The sequence below is a fragment of the Arthrobacter sp. Helios genome (assembly GCF_023167125.1).
Classification (GTDB): Bacteria; Actinomycetota; Actinomycetes; order Actinomycetales; family Micrococcaceae; genus Arthrobacter_B; species Arthrobacter_B luteolus.
On record NZ_CP095402.1, the window covers coordinates 549775 to 575597 of the forward strand.

The window sequence follows — 25823 nt, forward strand, 5'->3', positions numbered from 1 at the left end:
GCTGACGGAACCGCCGGGATCACGCGTGGCTGTGGACCCGCGCGGACCCGGCTCCCGCTAGGGTGGAGGCGTGGACATGGATGCCTTCGCCGCCGTGCACCGGGAAGACTGGCAGCGGCTTGACGAGCTCACCGCACGGCGCAGGCTGACCGGTGCGGAAGCTGACGAACTGCTGCTGCTGTATCAGCGTGCCTCAACGCACCTCTCGGTGATCCGTTCCACCGCACCCGAGGGTGCCTACTCCGCGGCTCTGTCCATGCGGCTGTCCCGTGCCCGGACCCGGTTCACCGGAGCCCGGTCCAACTTCCTGGAGGACGTCGCCGGGTTCTTTGTGTACTCGCTGCCGGCGGCCTTCTACCGCGTCCGGTGGACGACCGTGGTGATCGGTGCGCTGTTCACCGTGGTCGCCTGGCTGGCTGGTTACTGGGTCACATCCACCCCCGGGGTGCTCGCTGCCATGGGTACGGACGCTGAACTCCGCCGCTACGTGGAGTCAGACTTCGCGAACTACTACTCCGAAAACCCCGCGGCATCGTTCGCCGGCATGGTGTGGACCAATAATGCATGGATCGCCCTGCAGGCCGTGGCCTTCGGCGTCACCGGAATCTGGGGACCTTACATCATCTACCAGAACGCCATTGGTGTGGGCACCGCCGGGGGGACAATGGCCTCCTATGGGGAGCTGGACACGTTCTTCAGCTATATCCTTCCGCACGGGTTGATGGAGCTGACTGCGGTTTTTGTTGCCGCTGCCGCTGGTCTGCAGATTTTCTGGGCGCTGGTTGCTCCGGGACCCAGAACCCGGGTGAGCGCCCTCGCGCAGGAAGGCCGGTCCCTGATGACCGTTGCCCTGGGCCTGGTGGCTGTGCTTTTCATCTCCGGACTGGTCGAAGGCTTTGTCACCCCCAGCCCCCTTCCGGCGTGGCTCCGGATAAGCATCGGGGCGCTGGTGCTGGCAGGGTACTGGGCCTACACCCTGGTGCTGGGCAAACGGGCCTATGACGCCGGGTACCGGGGCGACCTGCTCTCCCGCGACGCCGGCGAAGCCGCGGTCCGCGCTGCCTGAAGATCCACCGTTCCACCGAAGCAGCCTGGAGCGGTTCGGGGTGGCACCCGGAATAGGACGGTGTGGCCCGGTAGGGTCTAAGAAGGACGGAACCGGAACCCCCACCACCGGTGACTTCATACAGGATTGGGATGAGAGACGAAGCAGTGGCAAGCCAGGACCAAGACCCCACCACGGAACCCGCGCCTGCCGGTGAGGCCCCTGCCGGAAAGGGCACCGGGTCCAGCGATGCCAGCGAGACCATCGTCTCCGGCAGCCACGCTGCGGGAACTCCGGACAATGCCCGCCCAGCAGACACCGCCCCAGCCGAGCATGAAGCCTGGGAGGCGGAATTTGCGGGGCTGACCGGCTCCGACGCGGCTGACCCGGGCACGGCCGCTGAAGCGGCTGAACCCGGCGCTGCCTCCGACGCTGCCAGCTCCGGTGCTGCCTCCGACGCGGCTGGCCCAGGCGCAGCCGCTGACGTGAACCGTCGTGCTCCCGCCGGAAAAGCAACCGGACAGGCCGAGGTTCCCGGTGGGCATCCCTCCTTGGCGCAGCGGAGCACCCTTCCGATGCGCGCCGCGAGCACCATGCCAAACCTGAGCCGCTATGACTCCGCCGAACCTGCCGGCCCTGCTGAGGACACCGGAACGGAAACTTCCGCTGCTGCCGCATCCGGTGCTGCCGCGGCGGCGGCCACCGGCGGAATCGAAGCCCGGAAGACCGCTGACCAGCGCGGCAGTGCCGCCGAGACCGGCGAGGCCGCCGGCATCACCGGAGACCAGGGCGCCGGAGCAAACGGCGTAGAAGCCGGGTCCACTGACAGTGGCACAGACCGTGGCCCGTGGTACGTCTCAGGAACGGCGCCCAGCGAAACAGATGCCGGAAAGGACACCGGACAGGACGCCGAAGCCGGAGCCGGCCAGGACGAAGAGGCTCAGCGCCGGTCCTTGGAACGGGAGCGGGCAGCGGATGCCAAACCGGTCCTTGCCCGCATCATCCAGGTGTCGATCGCTGTCTTCTTCCCGGTGATGCTGCTGGCGGCAGCTATCCGTGCCGTCGCCACCCCGATGTTCCTCTGGGTCGAGTACTACCGTCCGGGTTTCCCGGCGGATACGTTCGGGTTCTCGGCCGAAGACCGCATGACTTACGGTTCCTACGCCGTCGACTATCTGCTGAACTTCGCCTCCCCGCGCTACCTCGGTGATCTGGTGACCCCGGATGGGGATCCCCTGTATCTGGCCTCCGAGGTCTCCCATATGGCGGACGTCAAGATGGTCCTGGGCATCGCGTTCCTGAGCGCTGTGGGCATGGCGCTGCTGAGCATCGCCGGCGGGATCTACCTGGCCCGGCGCTGCCCCGGCGGCATCCGCCGCGCACTGTTCGCCGGTGCGCTCGCAACACTGGCACTGATTGCTGGCCTGCTGGTGGCCGCTGTCCTCGCCTGGGAACAGTTCTTCACCCGGGTCCACAGCATTTTCTTCTCGCAGGGTAACTGGACGTTCCGGCTCGATGACACGCTGATCCGGCTCTTCCCCTCCCAGTTCTGGATGGACGCCGGCGGAAGCGTTGCGGCGATCGTGCTCCTGGCGTGCGTTATCACCCTGATCTTCACCTGGCCGACGAAAACCCGGCGTGAGCGCTCCCGGCTGGCGCGCGAAGCCACCCGCCGGAGGTACCTGGAATCCCTCGATTCCTTCCAGGCGGACAAAACGGCAGAGCCCTAACATCAAAGCAGAGCCGTAATAACAAAAAGGAAGGTCCGCCCCGGCAGGGAGCGGACCTTCCTTTTTCTGCCCGGGGCTACTTGACGTAGAGCTTCTCGACTTCGGCCGAGAAATCGGCCATCACGGCTTGGCGGCGAAGCTTCAGCGTGGGCGTGACATGCCCTGCTTCGAGGGAAAAATCGCGGGGGAGGACAGTGAACCGGCGGATCTGTTCGGCCCGGGAGACCGTTGAGTTGGCAGCGTCCACCGCCTCCTGGACCTGGGCCTGCACCACCGGATGGTTTACCGCGGAGACATCCTGGAAACTATGGCCCTGCTCACGGGCCCACACGGCCAGGGCTTCCTCATCGAGGGTGACCAGCGCGCCCACGAACGGGCGGCCTTCGCCGACGACGACGACCTGGGAGACCAGGCGGTGCTCCCGGATTTTCTCTTCCAAGGGCCCGGGAGCAACGTTCTTGCCGCCGGCGGTGACCAGGAGGTCCTTTTTCCGTCCCGTGATGGTGAGGAAGCCGTCGTCATCCAGGGTGCCGACGTCGCCCGTATGGAACCAGCCGTCGGTGAAGGCTTCGGCGTTCGCGGCGGGATTGCGGTGATAGCCGTTGAAGACGCCCACGCCCTTGACCAAAACCTCGCCGTCGGCGGCAATCCGCACCGCATTTCCAGGCATCGGCAGGCCAACCGTGCCGACCCGGGTCAGCGGCACCGTGTTGACGGACGCCGGGGCCGTCGTTTCCGTCAGGCCGTAGCCTTCCAGGACAGCGATACCCGCGCCCCGGAAGAAATGGCATAGCTGCGGGCTGAGCGGACTTGCTCCGGAAATAGCGATGGAGAGCTGCCCGCCGAAGACATTCCGGACTTTCGGATACAGGAGTGCGTCGAAGATCCTGTGCCGCAGGCGCAGCGGCAGCGAGGGGCCTTTTCCGCCCCGGCCGGCCCGGTCCACGGCTTCGGAGAAGGCGACGGCGGTTGATGCGGCGGAGGCGAAAAGCCGGCCCTTGCCCGCGGCCTCCGCACTTTCCTGCGCTCCGGTGTAGATCTTTTCGAAAATCCGCGGCACGGCGAGAAGGAATGTGGGCCGGAAGGTCTTCATATCTCCGACCAGGGCAGATGTGCTGGCGCAGTGGCCCAGCTGCACACCGGCGGCCAGACAACCGATCTGGACGGCCCGGGCCAGGACATGGGCCAGGGGCAGGAACATCAGGGTCCGCGCGTTGGGAGCCTTCAGCATCTCGGGGAGGAGCTCGATGACGTTGACCCCGAAGACGGCGAAGTTGCCGTGCGTGATTTCGCAGCCCTTCGGACGCCCGGTGGTGCCCGAGGTGTAGACCAGGGACGCGGTGTCCGCGAGCCCGCGGACGGACCGGGCGGCCTCGAGGTCTGCGTCGCTGACCTCCGCTCCGGACGCGGCCAGGGCACGCAGGTCCGTGCCGCCGTCGACGTCCGTAAGGTGCCACAGGGGAACGTCAAGACCGGCCGCACCGGCGCCCGCCGCGATGACCTTCGCCTTCGCGGCGTCTTCGGCGAAGACAAGCCTGGCCGCGGAGTCCTCCAGGATCCATTGAATCTGGCTGGCGGAGGAGGTTTCGTAGATCGGAACCGTCACGGCTCCGGCGAACCAGATGGCCAGGTCAACGACGGTCCACTCGTAGCGGGTGCTGGACATAACCGCCACGCAGTCCCCGGGACGGATGCCCTGCTGAATAAGTCCCTTGGCGGCCGCGGAAACTGCCGCAAGGAACCCGGCAGCGGTGATGTCTTCCCACCCTGCCTCGGACTGGCGGGCATAAAGCGGCAGGTCCGGCGACCGGGCGGTCAGACCGAGGAGGATGTCCGTAATGTTGGAGTCGGCCGGGAGCTCGACAAATAAGTCGGTGGAAGATTCGCGCACTGCGCCACTCTCTTTCCGTGCTTGTGGCACATTGCGTTGAGACCTAAATCCAGCTCGGCATCCACATTCGGAGCCGCCAACCAGAATAGGGGATGTTCTCTGCAGTCCATACCGGATAGAAGAAGGCGGAGACAAGAATAACAGCGAGCAGGAAGCACCCGACGCCGACTGCGCCGCGCTTCCGGCGCAGCGCCGTAGCCTGACCTATGTCCTGGCCCAGCATGAGGCCCAGGACATAGGTCAGGGCCAGGATGAGGAAGGGCTCGAATGACACCGCATAAAAGAAGAACATGGTGCGGTCCGGGAATGCGAACCAGGGAAGATACCCGGCGGCGATCCCGGCTAGGATGGCACCCGCCCGCCAGTCCCGGCGGCCGAGCCAATACGCCAGCAGCACGCCAAGGCTGAGCAGAGCGGTCCACCAGATGAGCGGATTGCCAACGGAGGTGATGGCCGAGGTGCAGGTTTCAAAACCGCACCCGGGGCTCCCGGGATCGGGAGATTCATAGAAAAAGGAGGTTGGGCGGCCCATGAACAACCAGGTCCAGGCGTTGGCCATGTAGGAATGTTCCGAGGTCAGCCCGTTGTGGAATTCGTAGGCGCTGCGGTGGTACTCCGCCAGCGACCTGAGTGAATCCGGAAGCCAGCCGAAGGTTTCCGACGGATTGGTTTCGGCCCAGTGCCGTCCGTACGAGTCGGAGGCGCGGAACCAGCCCGTCCAGGTAGCGGTGTAGGTGGCCAGGGCTGTGGGGATGAGAGTGAAGAATGCCGGGACGCCGTCCTTTAACAGCGCGAGCGGCCAACGGCGGATGCCTGCAACGCGGCGGGCGCTCACGTCCCAAAGCACCGTCATCAGGCCGAAGACGGCGACGAATGCCAGCGCGGACCATTTTGTGCCAACCGCCAGCCCGAGACAGACCCCGGCCACGAGCCGCCAGGGCCGCCACAAAAGCCACGGACCTGAGGCCAGTGCTGCGAAGGGCGGCGCACTGCCCGGTGCTACCGCAAGTCTGCGGGCCAGCTGTCTCCTGCCGTCGTCGCGGTCCAGCAGCAGGGCACCAAAAGCCGCCAGCACCCAAAAAGCCAGGAAAACATCCAGCAGTGAGGTGCGGGACAGGACCAGATGATGCCCGTCAACGGCCAGCAGCACACCTGCTGCTCCACCAAGCAGGGGGGAGCGGAAGAGCCGGTACGCAATCAGTGCCAGCAGCAGGACCGTGAGGGTGCCGGCCAGGGCAGCGGAGAACCGCCAGCCAAAGCTCGACCCGGGGCCGAAAAGGGCCATGCCGAAGGCGATCATCCACTTGCCCACCGGCGGATGCACCACATACTCCGGTTCCTCCAGCAGCCCGCCGGGCTGGCCGGCGGCAAAGGAATCGTTGGCATTTTCCGGCCAGGCCCGTTCATAGCCCGACATCAGGTAGGAGTAGGCGTCCTTGACGTAGTAGGTCTCGTCGAACACCAGGGAGTCAGGTTCACCCAGGCGGACAAACCGCAGCACTCCGGCCAGGACAGCAGCACCCAGTGCGGCCGCCCACGCCCAGGCGGGCGCGGGCAGCGCCGCACCGAGCAACCGTCCCCGCAGCACCTCGAAGGAGAAGGCCTGTCCTGGATCCAGAACCGGCGGCGTCTGTTCCCGGGGCGGGCTGGGGGTCAGGGACAGGGTCACGCGCTCAACTCTATAGCCTGTCGCGTAGGGTTGAGGGGTGGACTCAAGCATGGATGGAACCCCGCAGACGGCAAGCACCGACGGCACGGAGGACGACACTCACGGCACTGCCTCAGACGCTGGGTCCGGGCGGCGCACCGGCTCGGGCGGGCAGATCGTGCTGGCGGCCACCCCGATCGGAAACATGGGCGACGCCACCGTCCGGCTGATCGACCTCCTGCAGCACGCGGACGTCATCGCCGCGGAAGACACCCGGCGGCTGCATCGGCTGGTCAGTGCCCTGGGCATCAGCACCTCCGGCAAAATCCTGAGCTACCACGAGCACAACGAACAAAACCGCACCGCCGATCTCCTGGAACTTGTCCGCGGCGGCGCAACCCTGCTGATGGTCACCGACGCCGGTATGCCCTCTGTCTCCGACCCCGGCTACCGGCTGGTCGAAGCGGCCGCCGCCGAAGGAATTCCGGTCACCGCGGCCCCCGGTCCTTCCGCCGTGCTCACCGCCCTTGCCCTCTCCGGTCTGCCGACCGACAGGTTCTGCTTTGAGGGCTTCCTGCCGCGGAAAACGGGGGAACGGGCCGGACGGCTCGCGGACCTGGCCGCCGAACGCCGCACCATGGTCTTCTTCGAGGCGCCGCACCGGCTCGAGGCGATGCTCCGGGCACTCGACGCAGCATTCGGCGGTGACCGTCCCGCCGCCGTCGCCCGGGAGCTGACGAAGCTCCATGAGCAGGTGCTGCGGGCACCGCTGCGTGAACTGCTCGAATGGGCTGAGGGCACTGAGGTCCGGGGCGAGATCGCCGTCGTCGTCGGCGGCGCGGGAGAAACGGCGCCGGAGGCCCCGGAAGACCACGTGGGCGCGGTCAACGACCTCATCGCCCAGGGCTCGCGGCTGAAGGACGCGGTTGCGAGCGTGGCCTCCGATGCGCGGATCAGCAAGCGGGCGCTGTACTCCGCTGTGCTGGCCGCCCGCAGCGGCAGCACCCACGACCAACCCGGCAAACCCGATAAAGCCAGCAAACCCGCTAAGTAACGCGTCACCCCGAACACCCAAAGCCAAGTGCACAGTGAAACGCCAGTTTTGTTGTGCAGGAATGCATTTACAGTGATCCGCGCGCGTCTTACGGTGAGTTGAGCACCGGTCAGATCGTGTACCGGGAAACCCGCACATTTTTGGAGGCTCACCCATGGCTGTAACCGCTGAACGCGAGGCCGAACTGCTGGCCCAGGTTCCCACCGGCCTGCTGATTGACGGACAGTGGCGGGATGCCACCGGCGGCAAGACCTTCGAAGTCGAGGATCCCGCCACCGGCAAGGTGCTGCTGAGCATCGCCGATGCCAGCACCGAAGACGGTGCCGCGGCGATGGACGCCGCCGCCGCCGCGCAGGACTCCTGGGCACAGACCCCGCCCCGGGTCCGCGGAGAGATCCTCCGCCGCGCCTTCGAACTGGTCACGGCACGCGCCGAAGACTTCGCCCTGCTGATGACGCTGGAAATGGGCAAGCCCCTGGCTGAAGCCCGCGGCGAAGTAGCCTACGGCGCCGAGTTCCTGCGCTGGTTCTCCGAGGAAGCCGTCCGCGTGACCGGCCGGTACGGCATGTCTCCGGATGGCAAGTCGCGGATCATGGTCACCAAGAAGCCGGTTGGCCCGTGCCTGCTGATCACCCCGTGGAACTTCCCGCTGGCCATGGCTACCCGCAAGATTGCCCCCGCGGTGGCTGCCGGCTGCACCATGGTGCTCAAGCCCGCGAAGCTCACCCCGCTGACCTCCCAGCTGTTCGCCGCCGTCATGATGGAAGCCGGCCTGCCCGCCGGCGTCCTCAACGTCGTCTCCACGACCAAGGCCGGGGAAGTGACCGGACCGATCATGCAGGATGAGCGCCTGCGCAAGGTCTCCTTCACCGGCTCCACCCCGGTGGGCCAGGCCCTGATCCGCGACGCCGCGGACAACGTGCTGCGCACGTCCATGGAACTGGGCGGCAACGCACCGTTCGTCGTCTTCGAAGACGCTGACATCGACAAGGCTGTTGAAGGCGCAATGGCTGCAAAGCTGCGGAACATGGGCGAAGCCTGCACCGCTGCCAACCGCTTCATTGTGCATGAGGACATCGCGGACGAATTCTCCGAGAAGTTCGCTGCCAAGGTCGGCGCCATGACCATCGCCCGCGGCACCGAGGACGAATCCAAGATCGGTCCGCTCATCGATGCCAAGTCCCGGGACAAGGTCCACTCCCTGGTCGAGGACGCGATCGACGGCGGCGCCACGGCTGTAGTCGGCGGCGCACCGGTGGACGGCCCCGGCTACTTCTACGCACCGACCGTGCTGAAGAACGTTCCTGCCGGTGCCCGCATCCTCAAGGAAGAGATCTTCGGCCCGGTAGCCCCGGTCATCACCTTCTCCACCGAGGCTGAAGCCGTGAAGCTGGCCAACGCTTCCGAATACGGCCTGATCGCCTACGTCTTCACCGAAGACCTGAACCGCGGCCTGCGGATCGGCGAGAAGCTGGAAACCGGCATGCTGGGCCTGAACGCCGGCGTTGTATCCAATGCTGCCGCCCCGTTCGGTGGCGTCAAGCAGTCCGGCCTGGGCCGTGAAGGCGGCGACGAAGGCATCGAGGAATACCTGTACACGCAGTACATCGGCATCGCCGACCCCACCGCGTAGCAGCTGTGGCCCGAAGCCGGGCCGCAGAGCGGAAGACCCGGTGCCCTGGAAACAGCCAGGGCACCGGGTCTTCCGGCGTTAACCACGGGCCACGATCGGGTCACTGCCGGCGGGAGCGTCCCAGCGAGGCCGGGAACAGAGCTGCCTTGAGCCGGGCGCCGGCAGGGACGGCGGCGCGCAGCCCTGCCGCGAGTGCTTCGACGTCGGCCCAGGACGAGGCGATCCGGGTCCGCGCCGGGGAGCCCGCTCCCGCAGCCCCGGACGCCGGCGCGGCGTAGGCTTCGGCCTCGTACGCCCCCCTGAGCCGGTCCAGGGCCGCGGCCGAGGTACCGGACAACCCGGCGTCGGCCACCAGCCGGGCGGCGTAGGAACGCGGGCTGTCGGCGGTCCTGGCCGGATACCCATAGTCCTGGGCCAGGTCGATGGCCTCTTCCCACGCCAGCCCGGCGCCTCCGCTCAGGGCAGCGTGGGCGCGTTGCCGCTTCCGGGACCTCCGGCGCCGCAGTCCCCAGGGGGTCAGGACCGCCAGGGCCGCCACCAGTACCCCGATACCGGCACCGGCGAACGGAGCCCTGCCCGTGTCCGCGGGGCCTACCGGCTGCGGCTGCGCCGGCGGAGACGGCGCTGGCGAGGTCACGGGCAGCGGGGCGGCAGGCTGCAGCTCCCGCGGATCGGCATCCGCCTGGGCGGCAGCACCCGGGTTCTGCTGCCGCGGCACGGCATAGGCCGGGACCACGCCCCGGGACGGGGTCGGCTCGAAACGGACCCAGCCGGCTCCCTCGAAGTACAGCTCCGGCCAGGCGTGCGCGTCACGGGAATCGACGGCGAACTCATCCAGCTCCTGGCCTGCGGCTCCGGTGCGGGTCTCGTTCGTGGCCCGGCCCGGGGCATACCCCAGCCCCATCCGGCTGGGGATTCCTACTTCCCGGGCCATCACGGCCATGGCGGAGGCGAAGTGCACGCAGTACCCGGAGCGCTGTTCAAGGAAGCGGGCCAGCACGTCCATACCGTTGCCGTCGTAGCCGCCCTCCACCGGTGCATCGAGCGAATATGTGAACCGGGAGCCGCGCAGATAGGACTGAAGCGCCAGTGCCTGGCCGTAGGGAGATGTTTCGGCTCCCACCGCCTCCCGCGCCGTATCCCGGATGATCTGCGGCAGGTTGTCCGGGAGATCAGTGAACACAGCATCCACGGCACCTTCCGGCGCCGGTCCGATGTCTCTGAGTGTCTCACTCGTCACCGTTGGGCTCAGGCTGCGCACCTGGTAGCTGGACTGCGTCTCAGCACTGCCGTCAGCGGAGAGGATGGTCATGGTTGCCGGATCCCAGGTCCATGCGCCGCCGACCTCCGAAATTGATGTGGGGGCGTACGGGACCAGCAGCCAGGGGCTTGAATAGGTCTGCGATCCGATGACGGTCGTCGTTACTGTGGTTGGAATACCCGCCGACAGGTCTTCCGCCGGCGCCATGGAGGAAGTACCGAGGCGGCGCGAATCCGAGCGGGTATCCGGCGCCCACCGGCTGCCGGAGAAATCCTCGAGCGTTGTGGAGCGGAGGTAAAGCGGCCGGGTTGAATCGGTGGCGTAGGTAATCCGGCCGGTGGCGCTGGGCTGGCGTAGATCGTTGCCCAGGGTGACCACTGGATTGAGTCCGGTGGTGCCGGCAAAAAAATCAATCCTCGCACCCTGTGGAAAGGCGCCGCTGCTGAAACCCGGAATGGCCAGCGGCAGCAGCAGTGCCGCGATGACCGCTCCGGCCCCTATGCCGGCTGCCGCGGCGGCCTGGCTGCCGGACGGCCGGCTGCGGCCCGCATAGGCATCCGTCCGCTCCTGCCACGCACCCGCCGCCAGGACCAAAAGGAACCCGAGCGCGGCGGCAAGGAATCCCGCGGCGCCCACGCTTTGCGGCTTGATGATGCCGGGCACCAGCAGGATGGTGAACAGTCCCAGGCCGCTCGCGGCCGGCATCCGAAGGGTCGCGGCCAGCGTGTCGACCAGGACCGTTACCAGGCCCACTGCAAGGCAGGCGATGAACACGACCCCCTGCTCGGGAACAACGGGTATCACCTGCGAAATGACCACTGTTTGGGCGTCAGCGAGCAGGGACGCGGCCCGGGCCGCTGATCCAGAGGTGGGAATGATGCCCAGGAACGCCGTATCGAAGGCAAACATCCAGGTCAGGATCATGGTGAGTGAAACCAAGCCGGTAAGGGGAACCAGCACGGTGGGGAACCGGAAACGCCGGGCAAGGGCGGTGGCCACGGAAACGGCGGCAACGGACAGGCCCAGTGGCCACAGCCAGGCAAAGCCCTCCAGCACTCCGTGGATGCTGAGGGAACAAAGCAGGACGGCAGCCGCCGCAGCGGCGCCGGTTACCCACTGGGCTGAGGCGTGGCGGTCCCTGGCCGGCAGGGGGGCCTGCGCTTTCGGCCGGGATCGGGTCCGGGTCATGGCAGTGCTCACGGCAGGCGTCCCTGCGGGAGAGCGGACCCGGCAACGGGCCCGCCGGCTCCGGACCACACAGCGGCCACAGACTGTGACGGTTCGACGGCGACCGCGGTCCACCCCGCAGCCCGCAGGACGGCCAGTACAGGAGCGGCGGCGGAATACCGTTCGCTGACCAGGATGGCGATGGCGTTGGGAGCGTAATCCGCTGCCGGGGCCATCCGGTGTGCGTCTTCAACGCTCAGCTTCCCGGCAATCACAACCAGCGGGCCGCGGTGGCGCTGGTCCTGCAATGCCACTGCCAGCGGATCGCCGAAAGGCGTAAGGGAACCGGCCGACTGCGGCGCCGCCGTCCGCGCCGGTTTACCCAGACCGGTTGTGGCAGCACCCCTGCGCTGCGACTGTCTGGAACGCTGCGGCTGTCCCGGGGACGCTGAACCGGCAGACGGCTCCAATCCCAGGGCAGCCAGTCCGTCGCCCAGATCCAGGACTCCTGCCTCGCCGCTGAAAATGTCCAGCTCCGGCGCCGCTGCGGATGGGGAACGGGCCAGGCCCGGCCGCGCCATGGCATCCATCAGCCGGACGGAGAACCCGAGCTCCATCAGATGGGCGCCGACAGACATCACGGCGGAGACGGCCCACTCGAAGGCCTCGGAACTGGCCGGAGCCGAGGCATCCGGGCTGTCGGCCCAGAAAGGGGAGAGGAATCCCTCCTCGTAGGAGCTTTCGCGCTGGTCGAGGAGGACCGTGGCCCGCGGAGCCGTAACGGTCTCCTCCTGCCGGACCATCAGCTTCCCGTGCCGGGCGGTCGCAGACCAATGCACCCTGCGCATGGGGTCGCCGTGACGGTACTCCCGGGTGGTCACATCATCCTGGCTGGGGATGCCCTGGAGCCGGGTGGAGACTGAACCGTCGGCTCCCCGCAGCCCGTCAAGGACCGCAGCCGGCAGCTCGGCCGGTGCCGGCTTGACCACCAGCTCATCGGTGCCTCCGATGGTGTGGCGCAGCACCGCCAGGCCGAAGGGATCGAGGAATCCGGCGCTGACCGGACCAATCTGGTAGAGGCCGCGGCGGGAGGACCGCAGCCGGTACTCGTACCGGCTGGTGCCTCCGGAGGCAGTGCTGGCCGCCGGATACCGGAACTCCGGACTGGCTCCGAACCGTGCAGGCAAACCTTCGCGCATCCTGGCCGTGCCGCCAAACGGCCGGACCGGGGTGAGGCTGAGCGAGATGCTCACCGCGTTTCCGGCATCTGTCGACGGCGGGGAAAAGGTCCGCTCAACGCTGAAGACCGGGCGCAGCAGCCGCAGCGCCAGAACCGAAGCCAGCGGCAGCAGGATCAGGAACACGGCCAGCAGCAACAGGTCCCGCCGGCCCAGCACCTGCGCACCCAGGAGGGCAGCAACACCGGCCGCAGCCACGCCGAACCCGCGGCCGGTGAGCATACGCGTACGGACTCTGGACAGCATGGCCCTCCTAGGCACGGGCGGGACTATGGCCGGGTCACGCCAGCGGCTCCGGGCGGGCGGGGGACAGGTACCTTGGCCAGGATCGCCCGGAGCACCGCGGCCGGGGTTTCACCGGCGCTAAGCGCCTTGCGCTCGAGAATCAGCCGATGGGAGAGGACCGCCTCGCCAAGACGCGCGACGTCGTCGGGCAGCACGAAATCCCGGCCGTCGAGGGCCGCGCGGGCCTTGGAAGCACGAAGCAGCTGAAGCAGTGCCCGCGGACTGGCGCCGAGCCGCACCAGCGGGTGCCCGCGGGTAGCGGCGCCGATCCCCACCGTGTACTCCTTGACCGCTGAGGAGACATACACTTCCCGCACCCGGGCGGTCATCGCGGCAATATCGCGGCCGGAAACCACCGGGACGATCGATTCCAGCGGGGAAACCGACTGATGGGACTCGAGCATGTCGATTTCGGAGGCCGTGTCCGGATACCCCAGGGAAATGCGTGCCATAAAGCGGTCCCGCTGGGCTTCGGGCAGGGCGTACGTGCCTTCCATCTCCAGGGGGTTCTGGGTCGCCACGACCATAAAGGGTTCGGCCAGGCGGTACGTTCCGCCGTCGACAGTCACCTGCCGCTCCTCCATGCACTCCAGCAGTGCGGACTGGGTCTTGGCCGAGGCGCGGTTGATTTCGTCGCCGATCACGATATTGGCGAAGACCGGACCGCGCCGGAATTCGAACCGGTGCGCATCCTGGTTATAGATCGACACCCCGGTCACATCGGAGGGAAGCAGATCGGGGGTGAACTGGATCCGCGTCACCGAGCAGTCCACCGCCCGGGCAAGGGTCTTGGCAAGCATGGTTTTGCCGACCCCGGGGACGTCTTCGAGGAGGACGTGGCCTTCGGCGAGCAGCACGGTCAGTACCAGCCGGGCTGCCTCATCCTTGCCGTCAATGACGGTGTTGATCGCGCCGAGGATACGGGTGCTGGCGTCAAGGAACGAGTCTGCCGCTCCCTGCGCCCCCGTTCCGGCGAGCCGGGGGACCGCGGTATCCGTGGCATCAAAAGCAGTGGCGGCAGCAGATGTGTTACGAGCGTCCATGGATACCTTCCAAGTCTCGGCGAAGACAGCCGGGACTCTCGTCCGGAAACACGGCTGGCGGCTGCGTGCCCCCTGACGGCAGATGACGGCAAATACCTTCCGGCTGCCGGCCGGGGCCACGTTTCTACGTACAGGGTACAAGCTCACTTAGGCTTAAAGACATGAATATTCCCAGCGGTTATGTTCCGGGTCAGATACCGCAGACCTACCTGTCGCTGCCGCACAGCCGGCGGGAGGAGGGCAAAGCGGGAGACAAAGCGTTCGCACCCGCCCCTGAACCGCTGCCGGTTCCGGTGATGGACAACCACACCCATCTGGATTTCGGCGGGCCCGGTGCCCTGACTGCGGGGGCTGCCCTCGACGCCGCTGAGGCAGCCGGTGTCCGCGGCGCAGTCCAGGTGGGGACGGACCTGGAGTCCTCCCGCGCGGCTGTCCAGCTGGCACAGGAGGATTCCCGGTTGCTGGCCGCCGTGGCAATCCATCCGAATGACGCGCCCGGACTCGCCGGGCTCGGAACGCTGGACAGTGCGCTCGCCGAAATCGAGTCGCTGGCCGCCCACCCCCGTGTCCGCGCGGTGGGCGAAACCGGACTGGACTACTTCCGGACCGGACCGGAGGGCACCGGGGCACAGCAGTACTCCTTCCGGCGGCATATAGACATAGCCCGCAGGCTGGGTCTTGCCCTTCAGATACACGACCGCGATGCCCATGAGGACGTGGTGAAGGTGCTCAATGAAGAGGCGGAACCTCCGGCGGTGGTTTTCCACTGCTTCTCGGGAGACGCCGGATTGGCGAGGATCTGCAATGAGAATGGCTGGTATATGTCGTTCGCCGGGACGGTCACGTTCCGCAATGCCCAAGGCATCCGCGATGCGCTGCAAACCGCCGATCCCGGGCTGATGCTCGTGGAAACTGATGCTCCGTTCCTCACGCCCCATCCGTACCGCGGACGGAACAATGCCAGCTACATGATCCCCTATACGGTGCGCGCGATGGCCGAAATCCGGGAGGCTGAGCTCAGCGCACTCTGCGCTTCAATTGCCTCGAATACCGAGCACGTCTATGGGTCCTGGGACTAGCTGCGGGACACCAGTCTGAGCCATTCCGCGGATAAGGGGCCAGATGCCCGGTTTGCCCGCAGATCACGGTTCGGTTACGGTAAGACCCTATTAGCCGGGGTCGGGGAAGGCTTCCGGACTGATACCACTGCCTCCGCGCCGTGCGCCCGGTCTCGCTGAGTCCGGACTCAAGGTGCGGTGATGGTTCCTGCCTGCACTCGTCGGCGCTCCGTGAGACCCGGAGGTCCGCCCGGCGTGTGCCGTGTCCCCGTGCCCGGAAGCTGTGAACGTTTGGAATTCCGTGGCAACTGCATTCGTGAGGCGCACACTCAAGCTCGGGGGTCAGGCCGCCGTGATGGTGGCGCTCATCCTGGGCCTCGTAGCCTTCGTCGGCACCAACAAGTCCGTCGTCCTGTCCGTGGACGGCGAAACCAGCGACATCATGACCTTCGGCGGAACCGTTGAGGATGTCCTGGCCAAAGCTGACATCCAGCTGGCGGCCGCGGACCGTGTGACTCCGGCTCCGGGGACCGAGGTCCTTGACGGCTCCCGGATCGAAGTCACCACGGCCAAGACAGTCAATGTAAACGTTGACGGCACCGGACACACAGTGCAGACCACCGGATCCACCGTGGCGGACCTCATTTCGGAACTCCGGGTCTCGGCGAACTCATCAGTGTCGGCATCGCTGGACACCTCGCTGGCCAAGCTGAGCGGGCTGTCCATCTCTACCCCGAAGACCGTGCTGCTTGTCGCGGACGGCAAGTCCACCGAAATCGAAACCACGGCGGGAACTGTCGGAGCTGTGCTCGACGAGGCCGGTATCAAGGTAGGCCCCACAGACCGCCTCTCCGCCCCGGCCCGTGCTGATATCGCGGACGGGATGATCCTGAAGGCACCCGCATGGTCACCGGATCCCAGGAAACCGTCACCGAAGCAGTGCCGTTTGAAACGCGTTCCGTGGAAGATCCCGAGATGTTCGAAGGCGAGAAGCAGGTAACCGCCGCCGGGGCCGCCGGCGAACGGACCCTGGTGTTTGACCTGGTTATCCTGGACGGACGTGAGGTCAGCCGCAGCCTGGTCAGCGAAAAGCTCAGTGCGGAACCGGTGACCGAAACCGTGGCCGTCGGTACCAAGAAACGTCCCGCCGCTGCCCCGGCCGGCGGTGCAGCTCCCGCGGGCGGGAGCTGGGCAGCGCTCGCCCAGTGCGAGTCCGGCGGCAACTGGCACATCAACAGCGGAAACGGCTACTACGGCGGACTGCAGTTCAGCACCCAAAGCTGGATCGGCGCCGGCGGCGGTGCCTACGCCCCGGTCGCCAGCGACGCCACCCCGGAACAGCAGATCGCCGTCGCAGAGAATCTCCGCGCCAACGGAGGCTGGGGCCACTGGCCTTCCTGCGCGCGCAAGCTGGGGCTGCTCTAACCGAACGGTCGTCCACAGCGAACGCATTAGCCCTGGCACCCTTGCGAGAGCGAGGCCGCCAGGGCTTTCGCGTGTCCGGACCTGTCTGCCGCGCCTGCCCTGCGGAAGAGCGCTTCGCTTTCCTCCAGCCGGGCGGCGGCCGCGCAGCTCCTGCCCAGGGAAGCCAGGCTGAGCCCGAGCTGAAGGGCCACCTCGGCAGCGGTTTGAGGAGCCAGGACAGCCCGCCCGGCGTAGGCCTCGGACAGCAGGCTGACAGCCTCGGCATGGTTGCCCTGCAGCTGCTGCCACCGCCCGCGCGAATGCAGGAGGTCCAGGGCATCCGTCCGTGATCCGCCCACCACCGCCAGCGCTGTTTCAGCGTGCTCGATGCAGTCCAGGGTCTGATCGTCATGCAGGCCGGAGGACAGCCGCATACTGGCCGAGGCCTTGTTAAAAGAGGCCCACAGTCCCAGGTCCAGCCGGGGACTCAGCAGGGAGGCGGCCTTTCCATGGAACCGGATGCCGGCAGCAAGGTCGCCGCGGCGGAACGCCACGTTGCCGGCCGTCCAGAATCCTTTTCCAGCGAGTTGTGCGTCCGGCACTATGTCCAGCAGCGGTACCAGGAACACCCGGCAGACTTCCCAGGCCTGCGCCAGGCGGCCACTCTCCGTGAGCGCGGCGATCAGTGCCTGGTACGCCTCCAGCAGACCGTCTTTTCCCGCCGGCGCCTTCTGCGCAGCGGCGACCGCTGCCTGCCCCTGCCGGACCGCCTCAGCCAGAAGGCCCCGGCCCTGGTAGGCATTGGCCAGCAGGACCTTGGCACGGGCGCGGAGGCACAGCTGCTCCAGTGCCAGCCGGTGCCGGGCCAGCAGGGACGCCCGAAGGATGCAGCCATCGAAATCCCCGAGCTTGAGCTGGCAGCGGGCGGCCAGGAACGCCAGGGCCCACCATTCGTCGGGATCGTGTTCCGCCAATGCGGCTCCGGCACCGGCGGCCGCGTGCTCAAGTGCCTCAGCATAGTTGCGCTCGTCCCAGAACTGATGGGCTGAGAGGCCAAGGAAGATCGCTCCGGCCGGGCCCGCCGGCCGCGGAGCGTTTCCGGGTGCGGAGGCCAACCTCTGTGCGAACTGCGTTATCGCGGTTTTACCGGGTTCCCGCCGGCCGCTCTCAATCAGCGACACCCCGCGTTCAGTCAGAAGGGGAGCTCCCACTTCGGAGCGGCTCAGAAACCGCTCCCGCCGGTCCGACCGGAGCTTTTCACCAAACGATTTGCCCATCGCCATTCCCGCCGTTCTCCGGGTGCGGCAGACTTGGATTCTGCCGCGGCAATCGATGCTACCGTCCGGCAACCCGCCACGGCAGAGCAGCAGGGGCTAACGCGGAAGGAATCCCATGAAGATGTTCCAGACACCGGACCCCGCAGGTTTCAGGACGCAGGTGGGGGACTGGCCGGACTAGGAGCTGCCCGGCGCGGACACCGGTCCGCAGCTGCGCTGGCGCTAGTATTAGGCAGTGACTGATTCCGTATCCACGCCCGTTCCACGGCCCAGGCCGCTCCTTGGCGCCTCCGATATCCGGGCGCTGGCCGAAGAGCTGGGCGTCCGTCCCACCAAGACGCTCGGCCAGAACTTCGTCATCGACGGGAACACCATCCGCAGGATCGTGTCCGCGGCCTCGGTCGGCGAGGAAGAAACCGTTCTGGAGGTCGGTCCCGGGCTCGGCTCGCTGACCCTTGGCCTGCTTGATGCAGCGCGTGAAGTGGTCGCCGTCGAAATTGACCCGGTGCTGGCCGGCCGGCTTCCCCAGACAGTCAGTGCCTGGCGTCCGGAGAAGGCCGAAAACCTGCACGTGGTTCTTGCCGACGCCATGCGCGTGACTGAACTTCCCGCGCAGCCGTCGGCCCTGGTAGCCAACCTCCCATACAACGTTGCCGTACCCGTTGTCCTGCACCTGCTGGAGCACTTCCCCAGCCTGCGTCATGGCCTGGTCATGGTCCAGGACGAGGTCGCCGACCGGCTGGCGGCCAAACCCGGTTCGAAGACGTACGGGGTCCCGTCCGTCAAGGCAGCCTGGTACGGGACCATGCGCAAGGCCGGCGTCATCGGCATGAACGTGTTCTGGCCCGCGCCGAAGATCGCCTCGGGACTGGTTGGCTTTGAGCGCCACGAACCTCCCGCCACGCAGGCGAGCCGGCAGGAAGTCTTCGCGGTTATCGATGCCGCGTTCGCCCAGCGCCGCAAGACGCTGCGTGCCGCTCTGGCAGGCTGGGCCGGAAGCCCGGCTGAGGCCGAACGCGCGCTGCGCAGCGCCGGTGTGGACCCGAGCGCCCGGGGCGAGGTCCTGGACATCCACGCGTACACGCGGATCGCCGAAGCACGGACCGCCGTATGAGCCTTTCCGCTCCGCGGGCGGTACGTGTCCGCGCACCGGGGAAGATCAACGTCTCCCTCCGCGTCGGTCCGCTCCGGCCGGACGGCTACCATGCGGTGGCAAGCGTCTACCTCGCTGTCAGCCTCTTTGAGGAAGTCACGGCCACCGCGGCGGCGGAGCCCGGCATCACCGTGCGGGTGGATGCCGGAGGGCCACTCAGCATCCCGGCCAGCGGCATCCCGCTGGGCCCGGAGAACCTGGTGGCCCGTGCGGCCGCTGCCCTGGCCGGCCACGCGGGCGTCCAGGACCCGGCCGTGGACCTGGTCATCACCAAACACGTTCCGGTGGCCGGCGGCATGGGCGGCGGGTCCGCGGATGCCGCTGCAGCGCTTCTGGCCTGCAACGAACTCTGGGGAACCGGCCTCAGCGCAGCGGAACTCGCGTCACTCGGTTCCCAGCTCGGCGCTGACGTGCCCTTCGCCCTCACCGGCGGCGCCGCCGTCGGGCTGGGCACCGGCGACCAGCTCACCCCCGTTGCCGCGGAGGCACCACTGCACTGGGTGCTGGTGGCCGCCGACACAGGGCTGTCCACACCGGCTGTCTACGGGCGCCTGGACGCGCTCCGCTCCGAAGCCGGAGCCGTGGCGGAAGAACCACAGTCAGCGGATCCAGCGGTGTTGGCCGCGCTGGCCCCGGGGAACGCAGCCGCACTCGCCAGCGTTATCCATAATGACCTGCAGCCCGCGGCGCTGTCCCTGGCCCCGGCCCTGGACGAAGTGCTGCAGCGCGGGCGGGACCTCGGAGCACTCGCGGGAATTGTCTCCGGATCCGGTCCCACCCTTGCGTTCCTGGCTGCAGACGGGGCCGCGGCCGCCCGCCTGGAAACAGCCCTGCGCGCCGAGGGACACAACGCCCTGGCCGTTAACGGACCCGCCCCCGGGGCAGAACCCGCCGTCCCCGCAGACAACAGCTGAACCACCGAAGAAAGTAGTTCCGATTGGCACACCTGCTTGGCGCTGAAAACCTCAGCATCGCCTTTGGCACCCGAACCATCCTGGACGCCGTTTCCCTTGGCCTCGACGAAGGCGACCGGATCGGGATGGTGGGCCGCAACGGCGACGGCAAGTCGACGCTGATGCGGCTGCTCGCCGAACAGCAGACGCCGGACAGCGGCCGGGTCACCCGCCGCCGCGACGTCACGGTTGGCTACCTGGACCAGTCGGACGTGCTCGACGGCGACCTGACTGTTGGCGCCGCGATCGTCGGCGACGCCGCGGACCATGAGTGGGCCTCCGATCCCAAAATCCGCGACGTGATGAGCGGCCTGGTCCAGGAAGTGGACTGGAACGCGAAGGTTTCCTCGCTCTCCGGCGGGCAGCGGCGCCGCGTTGCACTGGCCAAGCTGCTGATGGGCGACGAGGACGTCATTATGCTCGATGAGCCCACCAACCACCTCGACGTCGAAGGTGTGGCCTGGCTGGCCCGGCACCTCAAGCAGCGCTGGCGGGCCAACGAAGCCGGCCTGCTGGTGGTCACCCACGACCGCTGGTTCCTCGACGAAGTGTGCACCCGGACCTGGGAAGTCCATGACGCCATGGTGGAGCCCTTTGACGGGGGTTATGCCGCCTACGTGCTGGCCCGCGCGGAACGCGACCGCACTGCCGCCGTCGTGGAAAACAAGCGCCAGCAGCTGATCAAGAAGGAACTGGCGTGGCTGCGCCGCGGAGCTCCGGCCCGCACCTCCAAGCCCAAGTTCCGGATCGAAGCGGCGAACACCCTGATCGCGGATGTCCCGGAACCGCGGGACACCCTGTCGCTGAACAAGATGGCCACGGCCCGCCTGGGCAAGGACGTGCTGGACCTGGAGAACGTCTCACTGGAGCTGGGGGACACCCAGCTGTTCCGGAACATCACCCTGCGTCTGGCTCCCGGCCAGCGGCTGGGGATCGTGGGCGTGAACGGCGCCGGCAAAACCACCCTGCTGCGCCTGCTCAACGGCACGGTGGAACCCACGTCCGGCCGGCTCAAGCGCGGCAAGACGGTCCAGACCGCCGTCCTGACCCAGGAAGTCCGGGAACTCGACGACGTTGCGGATCTGCGGGTCATCGAGGTCATCGAACAGGAGAAGCGCGTCTTCAACGTTGGCGGCCGCGAGCTCTCCGCCGGCCAGCTCGTGGAGCAGCTCGGCTTCAGTTCCCAGCGCCAGTGGACTCCGGTCCGTGAACTATCCGGCGGTGAACGCCGCCGGCTGCAGCTGCTGCGCCTGCTGGTGGGCGAACCGAACGTCCTGATGCTCGATGAGCCCACCAACGACCTGGACACCGATACGCTGGCCGCAGTCGAAGACGTGCTGGACGGCTGGCCCGGGACGCTCGTGGTGGTCTCGCACGACCGCTACCTGCTCGAACGCGTCACCGATACCCAGATGGCCCTGCTGGGTGACGGCAAGCTGCGCGACCTGCCCGGCGGCGTCGACCAGTACCTTGAGCTGCGCGAAGCCGCGCTCGGGGCTGGAGGTGCGGGCGGCGGCCGCTCCTCGCAGGCGTCCCGGGCAGCGCAGGCCGCCGGCTCCCGGCCCGACGCCGCAGGCCCGGGTCTGCAGGGGACGGGAACGGCGACGGCGGTGGCCGGGTCGGTTCATTCCGAAGCTGACAAGCGCGCCGCGCGGAAGGACCTGACCCGGATTGAACGGCAGCTGACCAAGCTGGCCGCCCAGGCGGAGAAGATTCACGCATCGATGAACGCGGCAACCGCACAGGCGTCGCCGGACTTTGAGTTCCTGGCGGACCTGAACGCAAAGCTGCAGGCCGTGGCCGCGGAGCAGGAAGAGCTGGAAATGCAGTGGCTCGAGGCGTCGGAGCTGCTCGAGTAGCGGTTAACTGACAGGCTTTATGCGGGCCTTCGGGCGGCTGCCCTGCGAATCGGGCCAGCGCTCCGGCCGGTTTGGGTTTGGGCCGGCTCCTACCGTGGGTCGGCGGCTTCGCGGTCTGGCACTTCGATGCTGCCCTGGGTCCCGCCCGACAGCAGCTGCGGAAGCACATGATCGCGCAGGAGCGGGGAAATGTCCGTGCGTGCGAACGCTTCGGCCGGGGTGAGCCAGAGCGTCTCTTCGATCTCCGCGGCGGCCTTCGGGGCCGGATCGGAGCCGCTGCCGAAGGGGCCGGACAGGGTCAGTGAAAACAGGCCGGCATCTATGAACGTATTGGCTTCGTTGGCGGCCGGACCGTACCAGCGGCCAATGTCTGACAGGTCAGAGGCCACCACATGAAGTCCCAGCTCTTCGTTGACTTCGCGGGCGGCCGCCTGGCGGAAGTCCTCGCCCGGCTCCAGCTTCCCGCCGGGCTGCATAAAGCGTTGCGTTCCGCGCTTGCGGACCAGCAGGATCCGCCCCTCGGTGTCGTGCACCAGGACGGCGGAGAGCGTGAGCACCATGGGTGCGCCGCCGGGAATGTGTCCCAGCGCCGGGTCCTTCTGCAGTCCGGTGAGCCCGTTCCAGGAGAGGTTGACCAGGTGCGCTGCCACGGTCGCCTTGTCGGGGGAGCGGGCATCGAGCCACCACTGACCGGTCATGGCGACCATACCTACGAGCATCTGGGCGTACATCCCGCCCACCTCGGCGCTGAGCCCGCGGCTGCTGAACTCCTTGGCCAGGATGTGCTCCACATCCGCGGCGATGCGGGAAAGCAGGGTGGAGAAGGTTCCCTCGGGCTGCGACGGCGGCGCGTCCCGGACCAAAATCCGGAAACCGTCGGTGTGGTTCTCGATGTAGTCCAGCAGCGCATAGGCGGCGCGTTCGAGCAGGACGCGCGGGCCGGCGTCGGCCCCCAGCGCCTCAGTAATGGCGGCCAGCAGGCGGTCGAACTCGGAGTCGACCACCTCTGTGTAGAGCGCTTCCTTGGAGCCAAAATGCTCATACACCACCGGTTTGGAGACACCCGCTCCGGCGGCGATGTCCTCAATCGTGGCTCCTTCGAGCCCGCGCAGTGCAAAGAGGGACCGTGCGACGCCGATCAGTTGTGCCCTGCGCTGGGTTCCGGTCATGCGCGGCCGTGAGCGCGCCGCTGTTATTCTCGCCACCTCCCCAGTCTACGCATTCTCCCGGCCGGGCCTCTGGGCGGGGCGTCGGAACCCAAGTCGCGGATGGGCCTGAACACATGGCAAACTGGAGTCTTGTGTGCAGCCGGTGCTGCGTACTTTCCGCCCTGGTGTAATGGCAGCACCCCGGCCTTTGGAGCCGTGGAGTATAGGTTCGAATCCTATGGGCGGAACGGTAAGGCAAGCAGCCGCACTGGGGATATCCCGGAGGCAGCAGACGCCGCCCGTACCCGGCCGGACAACGTGTAGGAGCGCTTTTTCGTGAGCATGCAGGATACGCAGGGTACCGGACCGAACGCTGAGGCCGGCCCCGCCGCCGTCATTGTCCTCGCCGCCGGAGCCGGCACCCGGATGAAGTCCCGGACCCCCAAGATCCTCCACCCGGTGGGTGGTGTGTCCATGATCGGACACGCCCTGAATGCCGCGCAGGCACTGGCTCCCCGCACCCTCGCCGTTGTGGTCCGCCATGAGCGGGACCGGGTCGCTGAGCATGTCGCAGCGCTGCAGCCCGGAGCGCTGATCGTGGATCAGGACGACGTTCCCGGAACCGGACGCGCTGTCCAGGCCGCGCTGGAGGCGATCGACGCCGTCAGTGAACTTGAGGGCACCGTCGTGGTGACCTACGGTGACGTGCCGCTCCTGGAACCGGCGACCCTGCGCGAACTGGTCACGGTGCACCGCGTCGACGCGAATGCCGTGACGGTCCTGACCGCCCGTGTGGATGACCCGACGGGCTACGGGCGGATCATCCGCGCCGCTGACGGCACCGTCACCCGGATCGTGGAACACAAGGACGCTGACGCCGGCGAGCGGGCCGTCAACGAGATCAATTCCGGGATCTATGCCTTCGACGCAGGCGTGCTGCGTACGGCGCTTTCCCAGGTGAGCACCGATAATTCCCAGGGCGAGATGTACCTGACCGATGTGCTCTCCCTGGCCCGCGACGCCGGCGGCCGGGTCGCTGCCGTCGTCACCGGGGACCAGTGGCAGGTCGAAGGTGCGAATGACCGGGTGCAGCTGGCGGCCCTTAACGCGGAGCACAACCGCCGGATCCTCTCCGCCTGGATGCGTGCCGGCGTCACCGTGGTGGACCCGGCAACCACCTGGATCGATTCCACCGTCAGTCTCGCCGAGGACGTCACGATCCTGCCCGGCACCCAGCTGCACGGCACCACGCAGATAGCGCGCGACGCCGTCGTTGGCCCGGACACCACCCTCACCAACGTAGTGGTCGGAGAAGCCGCCAAAGTGATCCGCACCCACGGATCTGATGCGCAGATCGGGGCAGGGGCCGACGTCGGGCCCTTTGCCTACCTGCGCCCCGGCACCCGGCTGGGTGAGGGCGGCAAAATCGGCACCTTCGTGGAAACCAAAAACGCGGAGATTGGTGCCGGTTCCAAGGTGCCGCATCTCTCCTATGTGGGGGACGCCACCATCGGTGAGCACTCGAACATCGGCGCTGCCTCCGTTTTCGTCAATTACGACGGCGAAAAGAAGCACCACACCACCGTGGGTTCGCACGTGCGGATGGGCAGCGACAACATGTACGTGGCCCCCGTAACGGTAGGCGACGGGGCGTACAGTGGAGCCGGGACGGTGATCCGCAAGGACGTTGCCGCCGGCTCCCTGGCCATCAACGTCGCTCCGCAGCGCAACCTCGATGGCTGGGTGGCAGCCAACCGCCCGAATTCCGCCGCTGCCCGGGCAGCGGAAGCGGCGCAGACACAGACTTCCCTCTCCGGTACTGATATCCCCACGCGAGAAAGCGACCACGAATGAGCAGCGTAATCACCGCACAAGGTGAAAAGAAGCTTGTCCTAGCCACGGGACGGGCTCACCCGGAGCTGGCCGAGGAGGTGGCCAAATGCCTGGACACCGACCTGCTGCCGCTCGCTGCCTATGATTTTGCCAACGGTGAGATCTACGTCCGTCCGGGCGAAAGCGTCCGTGGCAAGGACGTCTTCGTGATCCAGGCCCATCCGGCCCCGCTGAACAACTGGCTCATGGAGCAGCTGATCATGATCGACGCGCTGAAGCGTGCCTCGGCCCAGCGCATCACGGTGGTTTCGCCGTTCTACCCCTACGCCCGCCAGGACAAAAAGGGCCGCGGCCGCGAGCCGATTTCCGCCCGTCTGGTTGCCGACCTATACAAGACCGCCGGCGCGGACCGCATCATGAGCGTGGACCTGCACACCTCGCAGATCCAAGGTTTCTTCGATGGCCCCGTCGACCACCTGATGGCTATCCCGCTGCTGGCCGACTACATCCGCACCCGCGTGGACGTCACCAACGTCACCGTTGTATCCCCGGACACCGGCCGCGTACGGGTGGCTGAGCAGTGGGCTGAGCGCCTCGGCGGCGCCCCGCTGGCCTTCGTGCACAAGAGCCGGGATCTCACCGTTCCCAACCAGGCTGTCTCCAAGCAGGTTGTCGGTCAGGTCGAAGGCCGCACCTGCGTGCTTATCGACGACATGATCGACACCGGCGGAACGATCGCCGGAGCGGTCCGGGTCCTGAAGGAAGCCGGTGCCAAGGATGTCATTATCGCGGCTACCCATGCTGTGTTCTCCGATCCGGCGGCACGCACCCTGGCTGAGTCCGGCGCCCGCGAGGTGGTAGTCACCAACACGCTGCCGATTCCGGTCAACAAGCGGTTCGAACAGCTCACGGTGCTCTCGATCGCCCCGCTGATCGCCCGCGCGATCCGCGAGGTCTTCGAAGACGGATCGGTGACCAGCCTCTTCGACGGCAAGGCCTAACCACGCGGCTGTCCGCTTCGGGCGCTAAACCTCCAGCCCCTGGCACCCAGCTAAAAACACAGTGCACAGCTAAAAACACAGCGCACACAGGTAAAAACACAGTCAGTGCCCGAAAGCTCCGGCTCTCGGGCACTGACTGCGT

The 25823-nt window shown here is 67.3% G+C and carries 19 protein-coding genes and 1 tRNA gene; 13 read left to right on the forward strand and 7 right to left on the reverse strand.

The features are described from left to right. The first annotated feature begins 70 nt into the window (after nucleotides 1-70). Both ArtHe_RS02440 and ArtHe_RS02445 read left to right on the forward strand, forming a co-directional pair. Nucleotides 71-1066 (forward strand): stage II sporulation protein M, encoded by a 996-nt coding sequence (locus ArtHe_RS02440; RefSeq protein ID WP_248318578.1) that lies wholly within the window; start codon nucleotides 71-73, stop codon nucleotides 1064-1066. A 131-nt stretch (nucleotides 1067-1197) separates the two neighbouring features. Then, complete coding sequence (locus ArtHe_RS02445) at nucleotides 1198-2775, forward strand: DUF1461 domain-containing protein (RefSeq protein WP_248318579.1); 1578 nt, start codon at nucleotides 1198-1200, stop codon at nucleotides 2773-2775. A gap of 76 nt (nucleotides 2776-2851) precedes the next feature. Here the strand turns inward: ArtHe_RS02445 and ArtHe_RS02450 are convergent, their stop codons facing one another. Together ArtHe_RS02450 and ArtHe_RS02455 are read right to left on the reverse strand one after the other, a co-directional pair. Next, nucleotides 2852-4666: an AMP-dependent synthetase/ligase gene (locus ArtHe_RS02450; protein ID WP_248318580.1), complete on the reverse strand. Its 1815-nt coding sequence runs from the start codon at nucleotides 4664-4666 to the stop codon at nucleotides 2852-2854. A 43-nt stretch (nucleotides 4667-4709) separates the two neighbouring features. Continuing rightward, nucleotides 4710-6386 (reverse strand): phospholipid carrier-dependent glycosyltransferase, encoded by a 1677-nt coding sequence (locus ArtHe_RS02455; RefSeq protein WP_248318581.1) that lies wholly within the window; start codon nucleotides 6384-6386, stop codon nucleotides 4710-4712. Between ArtHe_RS02455 and rsmI the strand changes: the two genes are divergently transcribed. Next, nucleotides 6385-7368 (forward strand): 16S rRNA (cytidine(1402)-2'-O)-methyltransferase, encoded by a 984-nt coding sequence (gene rsmI / locus ArtHe_RS02460; RefSeq protein ID WP_282568708.1) that lies wholly within the window; start codon nucleotides 6385-6387, stop codon nucleotides 7366-7368. The two genes, ArtHe_RS02455 and rsmI, sit on opposite strands and share 2 nt — an antisense overlap. A gap of 154 nt (nucleotides 7369-7522) precedes the next feature. Beyond that, nucleotides 7523-9001: an NAD-dependent succinate-semialdehyde dehydrogenase gene (locus tag ArtHe_RS02465; RefSeq protein ID WP_248318582.1), complete on the forward strand. Its 1479-nt coding sequence runs from the start codon at nucleotides 7523-7525 to the stop codon at nucleotides 8999-9001. Nucleotides 9002-9101: 100 nt separating this feature from the next. Here the strand turns inward: ArtHe_RS02465 and ArtHe_RS02470 are convergent, their stop codons facing one another. Genes ArtHe_RS02470 through ArtHe_RS02480 form a run of 3 tightly spaced genes read right to left on the reverse strand, consistent with a single transcriptional unit; the run spans nucleotide 9102 to nucleotide 13995 of the window. Continuing rightward, entirely contained in the window at nucleotides 9102-11450 is a 2349-nt protein-coding gene (locus tag ArtHe_RS02470) for a DUF3488 and transglutaminase-like domain-containing protein (RefSeq protein WP_248318583.1), read from the reverse strand. Nucleotides 11451-11458: 8 nt separating this feature from the next. Continuing rightward, nucleotides 11459-12913 carry a DUF58 domain-containing protein gene (locus ArtHe_RS02475; protein ID WP_248318584.1) on the reverse strand — a complete coding sequence of 485 codons (1455 nt, stop codon included), beginning with the start codon at nucleotides 12911-12913 and terminating at the stop codon, nucleotides 11459-11461. Nucleotides 12914-12936: 23 nt separating this feature from the next. Then, complete coding sequence (locus tag ArtHe_RS02480) at nucleotides 12937-13995, reverse strand: MoxR family ATPase (protein WP_248318585.1); 1059 nt, start codon at nucleotides 13993-13995, stop codon at nucleotides 12937-12939. Nucleotides 13996-14156: 161 nt separating this feature from the next. Here ArtHe_RS02480 and ArtHe_RS02485 point away from each other — a divergent pair, with 161 nt between their 5' ends. The 3 genes from ArtHe_RS02485 to ArtHe_RS17860 all read left to right on the forward strand — a co-directional run bounded on the left by ArtHe_RS02485 (nucleotide 14157) and on the right by ArtHe_RS17860 (nucleotide 16478). Beyond that, a complete protein-coding gene (locus ArtHe_RS02485) occupies nucleotides 14157-15074 on the forward strand; it encodes a TatD family hydrolase (RefSeq protein WP_248318586.1) in 918 nt (305 codons plus the stop codon). Between the two features lie 280 nt (nucleotides 15075-15354). Next, nucleotides 15355-16053: a ubiquitin-like domain-containing protein gene (locus tag ArtHe_RS02490; RefSeq protein WP_248318587.1), complete on the forward strand. Its 699-nt coding sequence runs from the start codon at nucleotides 15355-15357 to the stop codon at nucleotides 16051-16053. After that, on the forward strand, nucleotides 16029-16478 hold the full coding sequence (locus ArtHe_RS17860) for a resuscitation-promoting factor (RefSeq protein WP_282568709.1): 450 nt from the start codon (nucleotides 16029-16031) through the stop codon (nucleotides 16476-16478). Before ArtHe_RS02490 ends, ArtHe_RS17860 begins: the two co-directional genes overlap by 25 nt. 26 nt (nucleotides 16479-16504) lie before the next feature. On the opposite strand, the gene ArtHe_RS02505 is transcribed toward ArtHe_RS17860, so the two are convergent. Further along, nucleotides 16505-17740, reverse strand: a complete 1236-nt coding sequence (locus tag ArtHe_RS02505; RefSeq protein WP_248318588.1) for an XRE family transcriptional regulator — start codon at nucleotides 17738-17740, stop codon at nucleotides 16505-16507. Nucleotides 17741-17969: 229 nt separating this feature from the next. Between ArtHe_RS02505 and rsmA the strand changes: the two genes are divergently transcribed. From rsmA to ArtHe_RS02520, 3 genes are read left to right on the forward strand one after another with little or no spacing between them, the layout of a single operon-like run. Beyond that, complete coding sequence (rsmA, locus tag ArtHe_RS02510; protein ID WP_248318589.1) at nucleotides 17970-18848, forward strand: 16S rRNA (adenine(1518)-N(6)/adenine(1519)-N(6))-dimethyltransferase RsmA; 879 nt, start codon at nucleotides 17970-17972, stop codon at nucleotides 18846-18848. Beyond that, nucleotides 18845-19801 (forward strand): 4-(cytidine 5'-diphospho)-2-C-methyl-D-erythritol kinase, encoded by a 957-nt coding sequence (locus tag ArtHe_RS02515; RefSeq protein WP_248318590.1) that lies wholly within the window; start codon nucleotides 18845-18847, stop codon nucleotides 19799-19801. Before rsmA ends, ArtHe_RS02515 begins: the two co-directional genes overlap by 4 nt. 23 nt (nucleotides 19802-19824) lie before the next feature. Further along, on the forward strand, nucleotides 19825-21699 hold the full coding sequence (locus ArtHe_RS02520) for an ABC-F family ATP-binding cassette domain-containing protein (protein WP_248318591.1): 1875 nt from the start codon (nucleotides 19825-19827) through the stop codon (nucleotides 21697-21699). Nucleotides 21700-21788: 89 nt separating this feature from the next. On the opposite strand, the gene ArtHe_RS17895 is transcribed toward ArtHe_RS02520, so the two are convergent. Beyond that, entirely contained in the window at nucleotides 21789-22868 is a 1080-nt protein-coding gene (locus ArtHe_RS17895) for an NUDIX domain-containing protein (RefSeq protein ID WP_349238375.1), read from the reverse strand. A gap of 155 nt (nucleotides 22869-23023) precedes the next feature. On the opposite strand from ArtHe_RS17895, the gene ArtHe_RS02535 reads away from it, so the two are divergent. The 3 genes from ArtHe_RS02535 to ArtHe_RS02545 all read left to right on the forward strand — a co-directional run bounded on the left by ArtHe_RS02535 (nucleotide 23024) and on the right by ArtHe_RS02545 (nucleotide 25681). Further along, nucleotides 23024-23095: transfer RNA gene (locus tag ArtHe_RS02535), tRNA-Gln, on the forward strand. A gap of 94 nt (nucleotides 23096-23189) precedes the next feature. Next, nucleotides 23190-24701: a bifunctional UDP-N-acetylglucosamine diphosphorylase/glucosamine-1-phosphate N-acetyltransferase GlmU gene (gene glmU / locus ArtHe_RS02540; protein ID WP_248319646.1), complete on the forward strand. Its 1512-nt coding sequence runs from the start codon at nucleotides 23190-23192 to the stop codon at nucleotides 24699-24701. Beyond that, entirely contained in the window at nucleotides 24698-25681 is a 984-nt protein-coding gene (locus ArtHe_RS02545) for a ribose-phosphate diphosphokinase (RefSeq protein ID WP_248318592.1), read from the forward strand. The genes glmU and ArtHe_RS02545 overlap by 4 nt, the downstream gene beginning before the upstream one ends. Nucleotides 25682-25823 lie beyond the last annotated feature (142 nt).